Origin of the sequence: Pseudomonas fuscovaginae SE-1, from assembly GCF_000364705.1 — a bacterium.
Taxonomy (GTDB): Bacteria; Pseudomonadota; Gammaproteobacteria; order Pseudomonadales; family Pseudomonadaceae; genus Aquipseudomonas; species Aquipseudomonas fuscovaginae_A.
In genome coordinates this window covers 1-17,214 of record NZ_AQOH01000078.1, presented here as the reverse complement: position 1 = coordinate 17,214, position 17,214 = coordinate 1, and the positions used below count along the sequence as shown (strand labels likewise).

Sequence of the window (17,214 nt, the reverse complement as noted above, 5' to 3'; positions counted from 1 at the left end):
CTTGCGCCCGTTCCGCGTGGCCCGGACGGGGCGACCCATCGGGAAATGGATCAAGGAGTTTTCATGACGAGAAGGTACCTGGCGATACTGCTGGGCGTTGGCGTATTCCTGCAGGCCTGCGGACTCCAGGCGGGCGCCATCGACGAAGCGGTCAGGCGGGGCAGCCTCAAGGTGGGCACCAACCCGACCTACATGCCGTTCCAGATGACCGACCGGCAGGGACGGGTGGTGGGTTTCGAGATCGATCTGCTGCATGAAATGAGCAACGCCCTTGGTGTGCGCCTGGAAGTGTTGCCCAGCAGCTACCCGCAACTGATCCCCGACCTGCTGGCAGGCAAGACCGACCTGATCGCCAGCGGCATGACCCTGACCCCGGAGCGCAATCTGCGGCTGAATTTCAGCGATCCGTTCATCGTGGTCGGGCAGACCATGCTGATCCCGCAGGCCCTGGGCGGCAAGATCGAGAGTTTCGAGGACCTGAACGATGCCGCCTACCGCATCCGGGTCAAGGCTGGCACCACCGGTGAGACCGTCGCGAAGAAGCTGATCGGTAATGCCCAACTGGTCAGCTATGCCACCGAGGAGGAGGGCGTGCGCGATGTGCTGGACGGCAAGGCCGATGCCTTCATCCACGATGCACCGTACAACCTGGTGGCAGTGAACAGGCTGGGCGCAGGCAAGCTCCTATGCCTGGACCAGCCCTTCACCTACGAACGCCTGGCGTTTGGTCTGAAGAAGGGCGACCACGACAGCCTGAACTGGATCAACCACTTCCTGAACCAGATCGCCGAGGACGGCACCTACGATCGCATCCATGACAAGTGGTTCAAGGACACGGCCTGGCTGGCTGACCTCGACTGAACGTGGGTCGGTCAGACACGGAAGCGGCTGACCAGTACCTGCAGGTGATTGCCCAGACGCGCCAGTTCGACGCTGGAGGCGGCGGTTTCTTCGCTAGCCGAGGCGGTCTGTTCGGACACATCGCGCACGTTCAGCACGCTGCGGTTGATCTCCTCGGCCACGGCGCTCTGTTGCTCGGCGGCGGCGGCGATCTGCTGGTTCATGGTCTGGATCGCCGACACGGTACGGGTGATGCTCTCCAGCGCGCCACCGGCACGGCGGGTCAGTTCGACGCTGCTGTCGGTCAGGTTGCGGCTGTTGTCCATGATGGTCGCCACCTGCTCCGTGCCACCCTGCAGGCCAACGATCAGTTCCTCGATCTCCTCGGTGGATTTCTGGGTCCGTTGGGCCAGACTACGCACTTCATCGGCGACCACGGCGAAGCCACGCCCGGCCTCGCCGGCGCGGGCCGCCTCGATGGCGGCGTTGAGGGCCAGCAGGTTGGTTTGCTGGGCCACCGACTTGATCACATCGAGCACGCTGCCGATCTTGTCGCTTTCGGCCTTGAGGTGGCTCATGGCTTCGGTGGAGTGGCTGACTTCGGCGGCCAGGCGTTCGATCTGGGCAATGGCTTCGCCGACCACCTTGTCGCCTTCGCGGGCCTGCTGGTCGGCGGCGACCGCGGCCTCAGAAGCCTCTTCGGCGTTACGTGCCACCTCTTGGACGGTGGCGGTCATCTCGTGCATGGCGGTGGCGACCTGGTCGGTCTCGGCCTTCTGGCTGTTGACGCCGGCGCTGGTCTGTTCGGTCACGGCCGACAGTTGCTCGGCGGCACTGGCGATCTGGGTGACCCCGTCGCCGATACCGCCAATCAGCTTGCGCAGGTTGAGGGTCATGCCCTGCATGGCCTTCTGTAGTTGGCCGAGTTCGTCGCGGCGGCTGACTTGCAGGTCTTCACTGAGGTCGCCGGAGGCCACGCGCTCGACCACCTTGAGGGTCTGCTGCAGCGGGGTGACGATCTGCCGGGTGATGGCCCAGGCTGCGATGATGCCGAACAGTAAGGCCAGGGCGGCGGAGATGCCGAGCAGGCTCTTGGCCTGGGTCACGTCGCTGTCACGTTTGGCGGTCTGCAGTTCGGTCAGCTTGTTGCTCAGTTCGAGCAGTTGATTGCCCTGTTCCTGCATGTTCTTCAGTGACTGGGCACTGGCGATCTGCGAGTCGCGAAAAGCGCTGACGGCAGCCCGGTAGGCCTTGAGGGAGTCGCTGGCCTGCTGCAGGTTGGCCAGGTGCTCACTGGGTAGTTTGGCCGGCAGGCTTTCGAGATTTTTCAGGGCGTTGTCGATGGCATCCAGGGCCGGCTGCTCGGCATCGCTACGACCGCTGTAGGTGTAGCCCCGGACCTGGAAACGGGCCTGCTGGATCAGTTTGCTGAGTTCTATCACACTGTTGAACTGGATGACGCTGTCGCCCTGCAGCATCGATTTTTCCACTTCCGAAACCTTGGCGACGGCATTGTCGGCACTGGCGCCGAGTTTGCTACGGGCGGCCTCGCGGTTCTGCGTCGCCTGGTTCATGTCGGCGAATGCGCGTTTGTATTGGGTAATGGAGGCCAGTTGCTGGTCGATCAGCGAGATGCTTTCCGGAGTCTGCAATTGCTGGCGGGCCGTCTGCAGGCCGCTCTCCAGCTTTTCCAGCAGGCCATTGACGGTGCTCGGGCCCTGCTCGCCCTTGCGCATCTCGTAGTCCAGGCGGGCGATACGCAGGTCCTTGGTCAGCATGTTCAGGTTGGAGATATAGCCCAACTTGTCGCCACGGTTGATCACCGAACCCAGGCCGCTCCAGCCGGTGAAGGTGATGAGCATGGTCAAGAGCAGTACCAGGCCGAAGCCGATACCGAGTTTCTGGTTGATGCTCACATTGCCCAGACTCTGGGTTAGCCAACGGTACATGGGGCGGACTCCTGACGGCGCTCGTACGCCTGATGGCGGACGGATTTCCAATATTGCCGTTGTATCGGCGGCGTAGAGCGATTCTGTAGCGTCGCGATCATTCAGTGCGCCCCACGGAATCCGTGGGAACTGATCTTCTGTGTGGGATATCGGCTTTCACGGGTCTGCTGGCGCAGGCCTGGGCGATTCGTTCAGAACAGGCGGGCGAGCAGAGCGGTGACGGCGGTTTCCACGCGCAGGATGCGTTCGCCGAGCTGCACCGGTTGCAGGCCGGCCTTGCCCAGCAGGTCGATCTCGTAGGGGATCCAGCCGCCCTCCGGGCCGATGGCCAGGGTCACCGGTTCCTCCACCGCCCGTGGGCAGGGCGGGTAGGCGCCCGGATGGCCGACCAGGCCCAGGGTGCCTGCGCTGATGGCCGGCAGGCGATCCTCGACGAACGGCTTGAAGCGCTTCTCGATGATGACTTCCGGCAGCACGGTGTCGCGGGCCTGTTCCAGGCCCAGCACCAGTTGCTCACGAACCGCCTCGGGTTCGAGGAAAGGCGTCTGCCAGAAACTCTTTTCCACCCGGTAGCTATTGACCAGCACCAACCTGGGCACGCCCATGGTGGCGACGGTCTGGAATACCCGGCGGAGCATTTTCGGACGGGGCAGAGCCAGCACCAGGGTCAGCGGCAGCTTGGCCGGTGGCGGCTGGTCGAGACTGACCTGCAACTGGGCTTCACCGGCCTCCAGGTGCAGGACCCGGGCATTGCCCATCAGTCCGCCGAGCCGGCCGACCCGCAGGCTGTCGCCCACCGCGACACGATGGACTTCCTGCATATGGGTCAGGCGGCGGTCGCGCAGTACCACCCGGTCGGCCGCAATGAAGTCGGCCTCTTCCAGAAGCAGCAGGTTCACGCGAGCGGCGCTGGCGGCTGCGGGCCGTTGTCGGCGGTTTCTTCTTCCGCCTCCTCGCCACGCTTGCGGACCAGGCCGCCGAACAGCACGCCGATCTCGAACAGCAGCCACATCGGCACAGCCAGCAGCGTCTGGGAGAACACGTCCGGTGGGGTCAGGATCATGCCGACCACGAAGCAGCCGATGATCACGTACGGGCGGATCTTCTTCAGGTACTTGACGTCGACCACGCCGATCCATACCAGCAGCACCACGGCCACCGGGATCTCGAACGCCACGCCGAAGGCGAAGAACAAGGTCATGACGAAGTCGAGGTAGCTGGTGATATCGGTCATCATCTCGACGCCGGCCGGGGTCGCGGCGGCGAAGAACTTGAAGATCAGCGGGAACACCAGGTAGTAGGCGAAAGCCATGCCGGTATAGAACAGCACGATGCTCGATATCAGCAGTGGCACGGCGATGCGTTTTTCATGCTTGTACAGGCCCGGCGCGATGAAGCCCCAGATCTGGTGCAGGATCACCGGGATCGCCAGGAACAGCGAGACCATCATGGTCAACTTGAGCGGCGTCAGGAACGGCGAGGAGACGTCGGTGGCGATCATCGTCGCGCCGGTCGGCAGGTACTGGCGCAACGGCGTGGAGACGAAGGTGTAGATCTGCTGGGTGAAGGCGAACAGCCCGGCAAAGATCAGGAAGGTTGCCGCGACACAGCGCAGCAGGCGGGTGCGCAACTCGGTAAGGTGCGAGACCAGCGGCATCTGCTGGTCGTTTTCCGGAAAATCGCTCATGGGGCTCGCGGCGGCACAGTAGGGTCATGAGACGCTGGCGCACTTGGCGTCGGCGCGTGAGTGACGGTTTCGTTCGGAACGTGCGGGGCCGGTTCGACGGCACCGAGCACCGGTACCGCATCGCCCGGAGGCACGGTGGCCGGTGGCAGCTCGCTTGGCGGTGGCGTTCCACTGGCCGGCTGGACTGCCGGTTCGGCGATCGGCTGGGCCGGGTTCTGGGCCTGGGGCACGGGTTCCTGGACCGGGGAGAGGATCTTGCGGGCCTCCTGCTCCAGGGACATGATGTGCTCGTTGTGCAGTTGCCGACGGATCTCGTCGGCTCCGATTTCCCGTTCCACTTCCTGCTTGATCGCGTTGAAGCTGCGCTTCAGCCGGCCGACCCACAGGCCTGCCGTCCGTGCGGCGCCCGGCAGGCGCTCGGGGCCGAGGACCAGCAGTGCCACCAGGCCGACGAGCAGCAGTTCACTGAAGCTGATACCGAACATTAGTCAGTGCTCACGAATGATTACGGGGCTCTTCTACCTTCTGTGCCTGCACATCGATGGTGTGTGGCGCGTTCTGCTGCGCGCCGGGTTGCGGCTGAGCAGGCTGTACGGTTGGCGGAACCACCGGCTCGGCCGGCTTCTCGTCGTCGTTCATGGCCTTGCGGAAGCCCTTGATCGACTCACCGACGTCGGTGCCGAGGTTCTTCAGTTTCTTGGTACCAAACACCAGCACGACGACGATCAGGATGACGATCCAGTGTTTCCAGTCAAAAATGCCCATGGTGTTTCTCCTCTCGAAAAGTTGTTCAGGCGGACGGGCGCGAGGCTTTCTCGGCGTGTCCGGACAGGCCGAAGCGGCGGTCCAGTTCATCCAGTACGGCCTGTGGGTGCTGGCCCAACTGGGCGAGCATGACCAGGCTGTGGAACCACAGATCGGCGGTCTCGTAGATCACATCGCTGCAGTCGCCGCTGGTGGCGGCGTCCTTGGCGGCGATGATGGTTTCGACGGATTCCTCGCCGACCTTCTCCAGGATCTTGTTCAGACCCTTGTGGTACAGGCTGGCGACATAGGAGCTGTCGGGGGCTGCGCCCTTGCGCTCCTCCAGTACCTGGGCCAGACGGGTCAGGGTATCAGTCATGTTCAGTGTCCTGCTGCGTAGATGCTGTGCGGATCCTTGAGGACCGGGTCGACCGTCTTCCAGCCGTCGTTTTCGTAGACGCGGTAGAAGCAGCTTTGGCGGCCGGTGTGGCAGGCGATGTCGCCGATCTGTTCGACCATCAGGATGATCACGTCGGCGTCGCAATCCAGGCGCATTTCATGCAGATGCTGCACATGGCCGGACTCCTCGCCCTTGCGCCACAGTTTGCCACGCGAACGTGACCAGTAGATGGCGCGGTTCTCGCGAGCGGTCAGTTGCAGTGCCTCGCGGTTCATCCAGGCCATCATCAGCACGCGCCCGGTCTTGTGATCCTGGGCAATGGCCGGCACCAGGCCGTCGCTGTCCCACTTGATCTCGTCCAGCCAGTCTTTCATTTTCGACTCCGACAACCGGGCGCAACCCGCGTGGTTGGGCCTCGGCGAATGAACAGTTTGCCAGCCGCGAGCCCGGCTGGCTATCGGCGCACGACCAGATACAAACCAATGGCCAGCATGACCACCACCGGCCAGTGACCCAATTCGTGCAGCGGCCCGTTGGCGGCGAGAAACGCGCCACCACCCAGGTGCAGCGAACCGAACAGGCGCAACAGCCAGTCGTCCTTGCGCTTTTTGTGGGGGGGCTCGGGATCGGCGGCGTGGGGCTGCGACAGGCGTTCGAGCAGATCGCGGGTCATGTTGGCCAGGTGCGGCAGTTGCTCGACCTGGCTCTGCAGGTTGCCCAGCAGGGTTTTCGGGCTGACCCGTTCGCGCATCCAGCGCTCGAGGAAGGGCTGTGCGGTGCTCCACAGGTCCAGTTCCGGGTATAACTGGCGGCCCAGACCTTCGATGTTGAGCAGGGTCTTCTGCAGCAGTACCAGCTGTGGCTGGACCTCCATGTTGAAGCGCCGCGCGGTCTGGAACAGGCGCATCAGCACCTGACCGAAGGAAATGTCCTTCAGTGGCTTCTCGAAGATCGGTTCGCAGACGGTGCGAATCGCCGCTTCGAACTCGTTGAGCCGGGTGTCGGCCGGCACCCAGCCCGAGTCGATGTGCAACTGGGCGACGCGGCGGTAGTCACGCTTGAAGAAGGCGAACAGGTTGCGGGCCAGGTAGTCCTGGTCCTGCGGGGTCAGGCTGCCGACGATGCCGCAGTCGATGGCGATGTATTGCGGGCTCCATGGCTTGACGGTGCTGACGAAGATGTTGCCAGGGTGCATGTCGGCGTGGAAGAAGCTGTCGCGGAACACCTGGGTGAAGAAGATCTCCACGCCACGTTCGGCGAGCATCTTCATGTCGGTGCGCTGGTCGGCCAAGGTCGCGAGATCGGTGACCTGGATACCGTAGATGCGCTCCATCACCAGCACCTTCGGTCGGCACCAGTCCCAGTAGACCTGGGGCACGTACATCATGTCCGAGCCTTCGAAGTTGCGTCGAAGCTGGCTGGCGTTGGCCGCTTCGCGCAGCAGGTCGAGCTCGTCGTAGATGGTCTTTTCGTAGTCGCTGACCACGTCCACCGGGTGCAGCAGGCGTGCATCGGCGGAAAGCCGTTCGGCCGCGCGGGCGAGCAGGAACAGCCAGGCCAGGTCCTGGGCAATCACCGGCTTGAGACCCGGGCGGATGACTTTCACCACGACTTCCTCGCCGCTCTTGAGCTGCGCGGCATGGACCTGGGCCACCGAGGCCGAGGCCAGCGGCTCGATGTCGAAGCGGCTGAAGACTTCGCTGATCTTGCGGCCCAACTGCGCCTCTATCAGTTCCACGGCTTTCTGTGGGTCGAATGGCGGCACGCGGTCCTGCAGCAGCATCAGTTCGTCGGCGATATCCTCGGGCAGCAGGTCGCGGCGGGTCGAGAGGATCTGCCCGAACTTGATGAAGATCGGTCCCAGGTCCTGCAGGGCCAGGCGCAGCCGCGCTCCACGGCTCAGCTCCAGCGGCTTGCGCGGGAACCAGCGCCATGGCAGGGCGAAGCGCAGTGCCAGGAGGAACCAGGGCAGGGGCAGGTCGAACAGCAGGTCATCGAGACGGTAGCGGATCACCACGCGCAGGATGCGCAACAGGCGGCGGACGGCAAGCAGCTTCATGCGTTATCGCTGGAATTGAGGGATCGGGAGAGGCGTTCGAAACGTGCCTCCAGTCGTTCTAGATCGAGCTTGAGCCGGTCGAGTTCGGCGAAACGGGCTTCGGCCTCGTGTTTGCCGACGAGTGTCCGCGACTCTTCGCTGAGGTACTCGGCCAGGTTCTGGTTGAGGCTGGCAAAGCCCTGGCGGTACCAGCCGGCGCGGCTGCGCAGGTGGCCGCTGACCAGTTGCGTGGCGACTGGGCCGAGCCAGCGCGACAGCTCGTACTCCCAGTCCAGTTCCAGGTCCTGCAGCACGCCGGCGAGGTCCAGCAGCACCGCGCTGTCACCTTCCAGGTGCACCTCCGGACCATGCAGCACGGCGCTCTTGTCCTTGCTCAGAGCCAGGTTGAGCAGGCTGGAGGTGGGCGCACGGAGGATGCAGTCGGCTTCGGCGGCCCAGTGGGCGGCCAGCAGCAGGCCTTCGTCGCTGGGCAGGATGAACAGCTTCAAGGCCGGACTGTCGACCTCGATGACCTTGCCCGTCAGGTGGCCGAGGCGACCAAGGGCGGTGCTGTCCATGCGCAGGACACGGTTGAGGCCGTGTTCGACGCCGGCGAGAAGGCCGCTGAGCAGCATCAGGGCTTGATGCCGCGGTGCAGGGCAACGATGCCCGACGTCATGTTGTGGTAGGTCACGCGGTCGAAGCCGGCGTCCACCATCATCGACTTGAGGGTTTCCTGGTCAGGGTGCATGCGGATCGATTCGGCCAAGTAGCGATAGCTTTCCGAGTCGTTGGTGATCAGCTTGCCGGCCAGCGGCATGAAGGCGAACGAATAGGCGTCGTAGACCTTGGACATCAGCGCGTTGGTCGGCTTGGAGAACTCCAGCACCAGCAGGCGGCCGCCGGGCTTGAGCACCCGCAGCATGGAACGCAGGGCGTCTTCCTTGTGGGTGACGTTGCGCAGGCCGAAGGCGATGGTCACGCAGTCGAAGTGATTGTCCGGGAACGGCAGCTTTTCCGCGTCGGCCTGGACGAATTCGATATTGCCGGCCACGCCGCGATCGAGCAGGCGGTCACGACCGACCTTGAGCATGGAGGCATTGATATCGGCCAGCACCACCTGGCCGGTGGGGCCCACCAGGTGTGAGAACTTCGCCGCCAGGTCGCCGGTGCCGCCGGCGATGTCCAGTACCCGGTTACCGGTGCGCACGCCCGACAGTTCGATGGTGAAACGCTTCCACAGGCGGTGCATGCCACCGGATAGGACGTCGTTCATCAGGTCGTACTTGGCGGCCACCGAGTGAAAGACCTCGGCGACTTTGCCGGCCTTTTCGCTTTCCGGCACGTTCTTGTAGCCGAAGTGGGTGGTGGGTTCGGCATCGCTGCCTTTGCGCTGATCAGTCATATCGCTGTCACCAGAAGAGAATGCGGGCCATTCTAATCCCGGTAGCCGGCTTTGTCTTGGCAAAGGCGGAATGTAAGTATAGTGGGCGACCGGGGCGGATTGACGCAGCGCGGTTCAAGGCCGGCCCGGCCTACATTCATGGAACAGGAGTCAATCGATGGCCCGGATTAGTGTCGAGCGTGCCCATCATCTCGGCTTGGCAGGTGCGCGGGAGAAAGCCGAGGCGCTGGTGCAGAAACTGGCCGACCAGTATGGCCTGGCGCCGCGTTGGTCGGGGGATACCGTGAGTCTCAAGCGCTCCGGCGTCAGTGGCGAGGTGACGATCGCCGAGGACCGGATCAGGGTGGATGTCGAGCTGGGCATGCTGATGTCGGCCATGAGCGGCACCATCAGGAGCGAGATCGAGAAGGCGCTGGACAAGGCGCTGGCCTGAATCGGCATGAGCCGACCCGGCACGGATGGTCAACCTTGTGGGAGTCCGGCTCCCACGGGTGAGTGCGGTTCCCAAAAGTGAACCTTGGCCACATCGGTTAGGGTGCCCATTCTAATTTTTGTCACTACTTTGTGTTCCAGTCCCCGCTTGCGCGGGCAGTTCCTCCAACCGTTCTCGTGTGAGGTGCAGCATGGCCAAAGTCAGTCTGAAGAAAAAAACCGACGTTCAGCCCACCGCCCTGGCTGAAGTGAAACTCTACGCCCGCAAGATCTGGTTGGCGGGTCTGGGCGCCTACGCCAAGGTCGGCAAGGAAGGCAGCGAGTACTTCCAGGAACTCGTCAAGGCCGGCCAATCCGTTGAAAAGGAAGGTAAAAAAGCTGTCGAGGCGAAGCTCGAAGCCGCCAACAGCCAGATCGACAACGTGAAGGGCGATGTCAGTGGTCTCAAGGGCCGGGTCGAAGGGCAACTGGACAAGGTCGAGAAGGCTTTCGACAGCCGTGTCGCCAGTGCCTTGAATCGCATCGGGATTCCGTCTAAACATGACGTTGAGGCACTCTCTGCTAAGCTCGATGAGTTGACGGCATTGCTCGAACGTGTCGCGCGTAAACATTAAGGAGAACGGGATGGCTGGCAAAAAGAATACTGAGAAAGAAGGCAGCTCGTGGATCGGGAAGGTTGAGGAATATTCCCGCAAGATCTGGCTGGCCGGTTTAGGCGTGTACTCGAAAATCGACAGTGACGGCAGCAAGCTGTTCGAGAGCCTGGTCAAGGATGGCGAGAAGGCCGAGAAACTGACCAAGAGCGCCGTTGGCAAGACCGTCGAGGCGGCCAAGGACTCTGCCGGTTCCGCCAAGTCGCGCATCACTGGCGTCAAGGAGCGCGCGCTGGGCAAGTGGGACGAGCTGGAAGAGGCGTTCGACAAGCGTCTGAACAGCGCCATCTCGCGCCTGGGCGTGCCCAGCCGTCATGAGGTGAAGGCGCTGCACAGCAAGGTCGACACCCTGACCAAGCAGATCGAGCAACTCACCGGTCAGAAAGTGACGCCGGTGGCGACGAAGACGGCGGCAGCCAAGCCCGCGGCGAAGACGGCGGCCAAACCGCTGGTCAAGGCCGCCGTCGCTAAACCAGCCGCCAAGCCAGCGGCCAAAACCGCGGCGGCCAAGCCTGCAGCGAAAACTGCGGCCAAGCCGGCCGCAAAACCCGCTGCCAAGACGGCGGCAGCCAAACCTGCCACGAAGCCTGCAGCCAAACCGGTTGCGGCCAAGCCTGCGGCGAAACCGGCAGCCAAGCCCGCGGCAAAACCCGCTGCTGCAAAACCGGCGGCCAAACCTGCCGCGAAGCCAGCCGCTGCGAAAAAACCGGCGGCGGCGAAGCCGGCAGCCGTAGCCAAGCCTGCGGCCCCCGCCGCCGCAAAACCGGCAGTGGCCCCAGCCAGCACCAACTCGGTGGCTCCGGCCGCCGCCGCTCCGGCTGCGACCCCAGCTCCATCGGTGCCGACCTCTCAGTCCTGAGTGGCGCCTGGTGTCATGAAAATGCCCGGCCTGTGAAGGTCGGGCTTTTTTGTTTGGGGGGCTCAGGTCTGGCCTCTTCGCGGGCAAGCCCGGCTCCTACAGAGGCGAGTCGCATGCAATGGTCGTGTATGCGCGCGAGGACGTCGGAGTGGGCAGCAACGTCTTCGCGGATGAATCCGGCTCTCACGGGACGGTGTTCTATTCGTGGTCTTCGAGATAACGCAGGGCCATCCGCTCGGTCGCCAGCCGTGCCGGTGGCAGCAGGTGTGGCGCCACCAGCATCATGATCTGGTACACCACCAGCCGCACCTCGCCCTCGCGCCCCAGGATCCGTTGGTAGTCCAGTGAAAACAGCAGGGTCAGGGTGATCTGCTCGACCAGTTGCCCGAGTGCCTGGGTTTCGCTGAGGATGAACCCCTGGGCTTTCAGCCGCGCGAGCAGTGAGGCCAGGGTGCGCTTGAGGGCGTTGAGCAGGTTGCGAATGCCCCGGGCCAGCTTGGGCAGGCGGCTGGCCAGATTGGACAGGTCCTGGAACAGGAAGCGGTATTGGGCCAGACGCTCGACGATCAGGTGCAGGAAGAACCAGTAGTCCTCGGGCGCCAGCTCGACGTCCGCCGGCGGGTCGAGCAACGGGGTCAGCTCCGCCTGGAAACGCTCGAAGAGACCGAGCACCAGGGGTTCCTTGCCATGGAAGTGGTAGTACAGGTTGCCCGGGCTGATCCCCATTTCATTGGCGATCTCCATGGTCGAGACATTCGGTTCGCCTTTCTGGTTGAACAGTCGCAGCGTGCATTCAAGAATCCGGTCGCGGGTTTTCATCCAGTCTTCTTAGGTCTAGTGGCCTGTACGGTTAATTCGGATACTCAGATTCGAGTCCAAGGGTTTGCCAGGCAAGGCGCCATGACAAGTCGTAGCCGGGCTACGGCGAGGAATGGCAACGCAGCCTGGCAAAGACGTGGGCCGAAGTGGAGTATGCGAATTAGCCACACAGGCCGCTAGCCGTCCATTTGCCACGGCTGCCGGGCAGCCGTGTCCGGTGATAGTCAACGCACCCGCACATAGGTGCCGGGTGCAGCCTCCATGGTGGGGTACCTGGCATTGCCGAGGGCCAGTTGGCTGTCCTTCAGGGCGCCGGAGCGGGCCTGGAGCCATTCCAGCCATTGCGGCCACCAACTGCCCTGTACCTGCTTGCCATCGTAGTACCAGGCACGCGGGTCGCTGCTCAGTTTGAGGTTGTCGATGTAGTTGGCCTTGGGGTTGCCTGGCGGGTTGAGGATGCTCTGGATATGGCCGCTGTTGGACAGCACGAAGCGGCGCTCTCCCCCCAGCAGCAGCGTCGAGCGATAGACCGCGTCCCACGGCGTGATGTGGTCGTTGATGCCACCGACACTGAAACTGTCGACCGTGACTTTCTGCAGGTCGATCGGCGTGCCGCGGACTTCCAGCCCGCCGGGATGGCTGAGCGGGTTGTGCTTGAACAGATCCAGCAGGTCGCCATGCAGAGCGGCCGGCAGGCGGGTGTGGTCGTTGTTCCAGTAGAGGATGTCGAAAGCCGGCGGCTCCTTGCCCAGCAGGTAGTTGTTGACCCAGTAGTTCCAGATCAGGTCATTGGGCCGCATCCAGGCGAACACCTTGGCCATGTCGCGACCGTCCAGCACGCCTTGCTGGTAGGAGCGGCGCTTGGCGGCCTCCAGGGTCTGCTCGTCGACGAACAGGGTCGCCGGGGTGTCCAGTCGGCTGTCGAGCAGGCTGACCAGGTAGGTGGCACTGGCGATCCGGCGCAACTGCCGCTTGCTCAGCAGGTAGCCCTGCAACGCGGCGATGGTCAGGCCTCCGGCGCAGGCGCCGACCAGATTGACCTCGCGGCTGGCGGTAATGCTCCGGCAGACATTCATGGCCTCTTCCACCGCTTCTACGTAGGTCGACAGGCCCCACTCGCGGTGGCGGATGTCGGGGTTGCGCCAACTGATGATGAAGACCTGCAGGCTGTTCTTCAGTGCGTACTGCACGAGGCTGTTGGCCGGGCTGAGGTCGAAGATGTAGTACTTGTTGATTTGCGGCGGCACGATCAGCAGCGGCTTGGCATATTGTCTTTCACTCATGGGCCGGTACTGGATCAGTTCCAGCACCTCGTTGCGAAACACCACCGAGCCCGGGGTGGTGGCCACGGTCTTGCCGACCTCGAATGAGTGTTTGGTGACCTGGCTGGGCAGGCCGTTGTTGTGCAGCAGGTCGTTGACGAGGTGGCTGATGCCGCGTACCAGGCTGTTGCCACCGGAGTTGAACAGCTCCTTGATCGCCACCGGGTTGAGCAGCGTGTTGGATGGCGCCACGGCATCGTTGAGCAGGTTGAAGACGAAGTGTGCCCGGGCACGGTCGTCGTCGTTCATCCGGCTGTCGTCGATCCAGTGCCGGACCTGGGTCTGCCAGGCCAGGTAGGCCTGCAGGCCGCGTCGGTAGAAGGGGTTCAGGCTCCACGCCGGGTCGGTGAAGCGCGAGTCGCGCGGACAGGGTTGGTGCGGCGTTTCGCCAAGCAGCACCTTGCCCAACCGACTGCCCAGGGCCATCGCGTGTCGGGCCGTGTGTAGAGGATTACGCAGGCCGTGGGTGGCAACGTTGCGCAAGGTGGAAAACAGATCCTGGCCGCGCAGACCGGTAATCGCATTCTGTGCGTTGATGGGGGCAGCGGGGGCGGGGAGCGTCCCCGTTGCTGATTTTTCTGGCATGAATCAACACTCCTTCGTCATCAGGCGGATCAACCGATACTTCGCGCCAGGCCGGGGCTGTCCTTTCTCCCCGGCGCTGTTGTGCCCTGTCGACGTCCTGGCGCAGGGCACGTGGCGAATCGGTCGCCTCAGGTGCTCTTGAACGGCGCCGGTTGCGGGTGCATGACGGCACGCTGCCGTTCTTCGTCGAGGAACTTCATGATGATGGGCGCCACGGCTTCGGCCCGGGTGATCAGGAACAAATGGCCGTCATCGATTATGTGTAGCTGGGCATTGGGAATACGCCAGGCCAGCAGGCGCATATTGATCAGCGGAATCAGCGGATCATCGTCGCCGGCCAGGACCAGGGTCGGCTGGCGGATCCTGTGCAGCCAGTGGATACTGGTCCAGCCGAGGCCGGCGAACAGTTGCCAGTAGTAGCCCAGCTTGCCGGCCGAGCGCACCTTGGCGGCGTGTTCGGCGGCCAGGTGCGGATCGCGGCGGAAGGCGCCGCCGTAGATGGTCGGGGCAATACGGATGACGTGGGATGGCTGGATGTAGCGGCGTGGGCTGGCCATGTTCCAGAGCACCTTGGGCTTGCCCGGAACCATGACCGCACCGGCGGCGGTGGCCGCCAGGATCAGCTTCTTGCAACGCTCCGGGTAATCGTGGGCGAACTGCTGGGCCAGCGCGCCGCCCCAGGACACGCCAACCGCGTTGACCTGGCCATAGTCCAGGTAGTCGAGCATCCGCGCGCTGAGCTTGGCCAGGCCGGGAAAGCGATAGGGGCGACTGGGTGTGGACGAGCCGCCGACGCCGGGGACGTCGAAGGCGATGACCTCCAGGTCCGGGTCCAGCGCCTGGACGAATGGGAACACCAGCTCCAGGTTGGCGCCGATGCCGTTGAAGATCAGCAGTGGCGTCAGGTGTGGTTTGCCGGGGCGAACCGCGGTACGGATGGTCTGGCCGTCCAGCTCGATGGTTTTGAAAATGAACGGTTGCGGCATACTGCGGGCCCTGTGGTTGAGTCGGCTTTCTGCTTCGACACTGCCCTCTGTGGGAGTATGGCTTGCCCGCGAATGCGGCCGCGAAAGCGCTGAAAGCTTCGCGGGCAAGCCACGCGCCTACCAGAAGGACATCGGTCTAGCGCTCGTGCACGTAAGTGCCCGGCGCCGCCTCGGCCGGTGGGTGCGCCTTGTTGCCCAGGCTGGTCGGCGATTTCTTCAGCTTGCCCGAGCGAGCCGCCAGCCAGGCCTGCCAGTGCAGCCACCAGGAGTCGGTATGCTTGGTGGAGTTTTCCTGCCAGTCCTCGGCCTTGGCCGGCATCTCCTCGTTGGTCATGTAGCGTGACTTGGGATTGCCCGGCGGGTTGAGGATGCTCTGGATGTGGCCGCTGCTCGACAGCACGAATTCGACCTTGCCACCGAACAGTTGCGCCGATTTGTAGCAGGACTTCCACGGCGTGATGTGATCGTTGGTGCCGGCCAGGGCGAAGATGTCGGCGTCGACTTTTTTCAGGTCGATGGGCGTGCCGCACACTTCCAGGGCGTCGGCGCGTACCAGTGGGTTGTTCTTGAACATTTCAATCAGGTCGCCGTGGAACGCGGCGGGCAGGCGGGTGGTGTCGTTGTTCCAGAACAGGATGTCGAACACCGGCGGTTCGTTGCCCAGCAGGTAGTTGTTGACCCAATAGTTCCAGATCAGGTCGTTGGGGCGCATCCAGGCGAACACCTTGGCCATGTCGCTGCCCTCCAGCACGCCCTGCTGGTAGGAGTGGCGCTTGGCGGCTTCCAGGGTCTGTTCGTCGACGAACAGCGCGACCTGGGTGTCCAGGGTGGTGTCGAGCACGCTGACCAGCAGGGTCAGCGAACTGACCTTCTTCTCGCCCAGGGCCGCGTAGTGGCCGAGCAGGGCGGTGCAGGTGATGCCCCCGGAGCAGGCGCCGAGCATGTTGACGTCCTTGCTGCCGGTGATCGCGCAGACCACGTCGACGGCTTCCTTGAGTGCCTCGATGTAGGTCGACAGGCCCCACTCGCGCTGCGCCTTGGTCGGGTTGCGCCAGCTGATGATGAAGGTCTGCTGGTGGCTGCGCAGGCAGAAGCGCGCCAGGCTCTTGTCCGGGCTGAGGTCGAAGACGTAGAACTTGTTGATCTGCGGTGGCACCACCAGCAGCGGGCGTTCGTGCACCTGCTCGGTGGTCGGCCCGTACTGGATCAGCTCCAGCACGTCGTTGCGAAACACCACGGCGCCTTCGCTGGTGCCGAGGTTCTTGCCGACCTCGAAGGCGCTCATGTTGACCTGGCTGGGCATGCCGCCGTTGTGCACCAGGTCCTTGGCCAGGTTCGACAGGCCGTCGAGCAGGCTCTTGCCGCCGGTCTCGAAGAAGCGCTTGATCGCCGCCGGATTGGCCGCGGTATTGGTCGGGGCCATGGCTTCGGTCAGCAGGTTGATGACGAAGTGTCCGCGGCTGATGTCCTGGGCCGGGAGCGAGCTGTCGTCGATCCAGTCATGAAGCTCCTTTCGCCAGGCCAGGTAGGTCTGCAGGTAGCGCCTGTAGAGCGGGTTCTGGCTCCACGCCGGGTCGGCGAAGCGCCGGTCGTCGTTGTCTGGCTGCAGTTCGGACTTGCCGAACAGCACGTTCTTCAGTTCGAGGCCGAAATGGGCGACGTGTCTGGCGCTGTGGATGGGTTGCCGGATGGTCTGGGCCAGTACCATTCGTGCCGAAGTCAGAAGATCCTTTCTACGCAAGCCGACGACGGGGTTCAGGCCCAGGGTGTTTTCCGAGGCCTGACGCTTGAGGTCATCGCTGTTCTTGTCACTCATCTACGACGCTCCATTGTCCTGAGACGAGTACCGGGTAAACACTGTGCGACCAGGCACAACGAATGCCAAGTACTGCTGCTCGGGTGACCGGTTGATTGCGCATCGTTAAATGCACGGGACTTGCCAAGTCCATTGGTTACCCGAGTTTAATTTTTTTCGCAAGCGGGCCGAACGTCAGCCGCTGCTTCCGGGTATTGGATCAGAACAGATTAGAAAATACGCCCCAAATGGCAAGATGCCCGGTTTAGAGCATCAACTTGACGATCGACTCGGAAGGGTCGCGGGATTTTCCGGCTGCCTTGAGTTCGGCAAGATACTCGGCCCACAAGTCATCCTGACGACAGGCGAGCTGGTAGAGGTAATCCCAGGTGAACAGGCCGCTGTCATGACCGTCATCGAAGGTCAGTTTCAGTGCGTACTGGCCGGCGGGTTCGATCTTGCTCAGGCCGACGTTGAGCTTGCCGAATTGCAGGATCGGCTGGCCGTGGCCCTGGACCTCGGCGGAGGGAGAGTGCACCCGCAGGAACTCGGCGGGCAGGTGATATTCCTCGCCCGGACCGTACTTGAGGGTCAGGGTTTTCGAGGCCTTGTGCAGGTTGATGGCGGTAGGAATTCGGGTAGTCATGACGAGCGCGGACCTGTCGTTGTAAGAACCTTCCCCTCTTTTTTGTGGGAGCGG

The 17,214-nt window shown here is 63.3% G+C and carries 19 protein-coding genes; 4 read left to right on the top strand and 15 right to left on the bottom strand.

The features are described 5' to 3' along the window. Positions 1-63: 63 nt before the first annotated feature. Complete coding sequence (locus K675_RS0109080; RefSeq protein ID WP_017903204.1) at positions 64-861, top strand: transporter substrate-binding domain-containing protein; 798 nt, start codon at positions 64-66, stop codon at positions 859-861. Positions 862-872: 11 nt separating this feature from the next. Here K675_RS0109080 and K675_RS34355 read toward each other — a convergent pair whose 3' ends face one another. The 10 genes from K675_RS34355 to ubiE all read right to left on the bottom strand — a co-directional run bounded on the left by K675_RS34355 (position 873) and on the right by ubiE (position 9,063). Further along, complete coding sequence (locus K675_RS34355; RefSeq protein ID WP_017903203.1) at positions 873-2,789, bottom strand: methyl-accepting chemotaxis protein; 1,917 nt, start codon at positions 2,787-2,789, stop codon at positions 873-875. Positions 2,790-2,980: 191 nt separating this feature from the next. Then, complete coding sequence (locus K675_RS0109070) at positions 2,981-3,688, bottom strand: 16S rRNA (uracil(1498)-N(3))-methyltransferase (protein WP_017903202.1); 708 nt, start codon at positions 3,686-3,688, stop codon at positions 2,981-2,983. Then, positions 3,685-4,476 carry a twin-arginine translocase subunit TatC gene (gene tatC, locus K675_RS0109065; protein ID WP_017903201.1) on the bottom strand — a complete coding sequence of 264 codons (792 nt, stop codon included), beginning with the start codon at positions 4,474-4,476 and terminating at the stop codon, positions 3,685-3,687. Before tatC ends, K675_RS0109070 begins: the two co-directional genes overlap by 4 nt. Next, positions 4,473-4,961 carry a Sec-independent protein translocase protein TatB gene (gene tatB / locus K675_RS0109060; RefSeq protein ID WP_017903200.1) on the bottom strand — a complete coding sequence of 163 codons (489 nt, stop codon included), beginning with the start codon at positions 4,959-4,961 and terminating at the stop codon, positions 4,473-4,475. The genes tatC and tatB overlap by 4 nt, the downstream gene beginning before the upstream one ends. 10 nt (positions 4,962-4,971) lie before the next feature. Then, positions 4,972-5,241: a twin-arginine translocase TatA/TatE family subunit gene (locus tag K675_RS0109055; protein WP_017903199.1), complete on the bottom strand. Its 270-nt coding sequence runs from the start codon at positions 5,239-5,241 to the stop codon at positions 4,972-4,974. 25 nt (positions 5,242-5,266) lie between these two features. After that, a complete protein-coding gene (locus K675_RS0109050) occupies positions 5,267-5,599 on the bottom strand; it encodes a phosphoribosyl-ATP diphosphatase (RefSeq protein WP_017903198.1) in 333 nt (110 codons plus the stop codon). A 2-nt stretch (positions 5,600-5,601) separates the two neighbouring features. Next, complete coding sequence (gene hisI, locus K675_RS0109045; RefSeq protein ID WP_017903197.1) at positions 5,602-5,994, bottom strand: phosphoribosyl-AMP cyclohydrolase; 393 nt, start codon at positions 5,992-5,994, stop codon at positions 5,602-5,604. 80 nt (positions 5,995-6,074) lie between these two features. Continuing rightward, positions 6,075-7,679, bottom strand: a complete 1,605-nt coding sequence (gene ubiB, locus K675_RS0109040) for a ubiquinone biosynthesis regulatory protein kinase UbiB (protein WP_017903196.1) — start codon at positions 7,677-7,679, stop codon at positions 6,075-6,077. Next, positions 7,676-8,293, bottom strand: coding sequence for a ubiquinone biosynthesis accessory factor UbiJ (locus K675_RS0109035; protein ID WP_017903195.1), 618 nt, complete (start codon positions 8,291-8,293; stop codon positions 7,676-7,678). The genes ubiB and K675_RS0109035 overlap by 4 nt, the downstream gene beginning before the upstream one ends. Then, positions 8,293-9,063 carry a bifunctional demethylmenaquinone methyltransferase/2-methoxy-6-polyprenyl-1,4-benzoquinol methylase UbiE gene (gene ubiE / locus K675_RS0109030; protein WP_017903194.1) on the bottom strand — a complete coding sequence of 257 codons (771 nt, stop codon included), beginning with the start codon at positions 9,061-9,063 and terminating at the stop codon, positions 8,293-8,295. The genes K675_RS0109035 and ubiE overlap by 1 nt, the downstream gene beginning before the upstream one ends. 157 nt (positions 9,064-9,220) lie before the next feature. On the opposite strand from ubiE, the gene K675_RS0109025 reads away from it, so the two are divergent. The 3 genes from K675_RS0109025 (at position 9,221) to K675_RS0109015 (ending at position 11,007) form a co-directional block, all read left to right on the top strand. After that, the gene (locus K675_RS0109025) at positions 9,221-9,496 is read left to right on the top strand and encodes a polyhydroxyalkanoic acid system family protein (protein WP_017903193.1); all 276 of its coding nucleotides are present in this window, start codon (positions 9,221-9,223) and stop codon (positions 9,494-9,496) included. 190 nt (positions 9,497-9,686) lie between these two features. Then, on the top strand, positions 9,687-10,109 hold the full coding sequence (locus K675_RS0109020) for a phasin family protein (RefSeq protein ID WP_017903192.1): 423 nt from the start codon (positions 9,687-9,689) through the stop codon (positions 10,107-10,109). 10 nt (positions 10,110-10,119) lie between these two features. After that, on the top strand, positions 10,120-11,007 hold the full coding sequence (locus K675_RS0109015; RefSeq protein WP_017903191.1) for a phasin family protein: 888 nt from the start codon (positions 10,120-10,122) through the stop codon (positions 11,005-11,007). A 198-nt stretch (positions 11,008-11,205) separates the two neighbouring features. Here the strand turns inward: K675_RS0109015 and K675_RS0109010 are convergent, their stop codons facing one another. From K675_RS0109010 to K675_RS0108990, 5 genes are all read right to left on the bottom strand, one after another. Next, complete coding sequence (locus K675_RS0109010; protein ID WP_017903190.1) at positions 11,206-11,826, bottom strand: TetR/AcrR family transcriptional regulator; 621 nt, start codon at positions 11,824-11,826, stop codon at positions 11,206-11,208. Positions 11,827-12,050: 224 nt separating this feature from the next. Then, positions 12,051-13,733 carry a class II poly(R)-hydroxyalkanoic acid synthase gene (gene phaC, locus K675_RS0109005; RefSeq protein ID WP_026145049.1) on the bottom strand — a complete coding sequence of 561 codons (1,683 nt, stop codon included), beginning with the start codon at positions 13,731-13,733 and terminating at the stop codon, positions 12,051-12,053. A 128-nt stretch (positions 13,734-13,861) separates the two neighbouring features. After that, entirely contained in the window at positions 13,862-14,719 is an 858-nt protein-coding gene (phaZ, locus tag K675_RS0109000; protein ID WP_017903188.1) for a poly(3-hydroxyalkanoate) depolymerase, read from the bottom strand. A gap of 136 nt (positions 14,720-14,855) precedes the next feature. Then, positions 14,856-16,535, bottom strand: a complete 1,680-nt coding sequence (gene phaC, locus K675_RS0108995) for a class II poly(R)-hydroxyalkanoic acid synthase (protein WP_017903187.1) — start codon at positions 16,533-16,535, stop codon at positions 14,856-14,858. A 244-nt stretch (positions 16,536-16,779) separates the two neighbouring features. Then, positions 16,780-17,160 (bottom strand): gamma-butyrobetaine hydroxylase-like domain-containing protein, encoded by a 381-nt coding sequence (locus K675_RS0108990; protein ID WP_017903186.1) that lies wholly within the window; start codon positions 17,158-17,160, stop codon positions 16,780-16,782. Positions 17,161-17,214: the final 54 nt, after the last annotated feature.